General features: G+C 56.6%; 1 protein-coding gene. It reads left to right on the forward strand.

Translation table 11 applies throughout. From position 1 onward, the window contains the following. The coding region (gene msrB, locus PROAA_RS14580; protein ID WP_186412034.1) for a peptide-methionine (R)-S-oxide reductase MsrB at nt 1-314 on the forward strand (314 nt) is incomplete at its 5' end. Nucleotides 315-489: the final 175 nt, after the last annotated feature.

Consider the following 489-nt stretch of genomic DNA (forward strand, 5'->3'; position numbering starts at 1 on the left):
CTCTCAACGACGAGAAACGCGATGGGACCTTCATCTGCGCCGCATGTTTCCTGCCCTTGTTCGACAGCAAGACGAAATACGAAAGTGGGACCGGCTGGCCCAGCTTCTGGCAACCTCTGCCTGAAGCCGTCGCCACCAAGACCGACTTCAAGATGATTCTGCCACGTACCGAGTACCACTGCGTTCGTTGTGGTGGTCATCAGGGGCATGTTTTCAATGACGGTCCGAAACCAACCGGTAAACGCTACTGCAACAACGGCGTTGCGTTGAAGTTCGTACCACGCGAAGACAAGCTTCCGGAGCTACGGACATGATGAAGCGAATTGCCATGGGCCTGACGATGGCGCTGGGCGTTTTTGCCGTAGCTGCCAGTTTCCTGACCGGAACCAGCGCTACGGCTGCCGACACCCCGGCAGTCAAGCCTGGAAACACTGCAACGGCCATTTTTGCCAGCGGTTGCTTCTGGTGCACCGAGTCGGATTTCGAAAA

It is taken from the genome of Candidatus Propionivibrio aalborgensis, assembly GCF_900089945.1.
Classification (GTDB): Bacteria; Pseudomonadota; Gammaproteobacteria; order Burkholderiales; family Rhodocyclaceae; genus Propionivibrio; species Propionivibrio aalborgensis.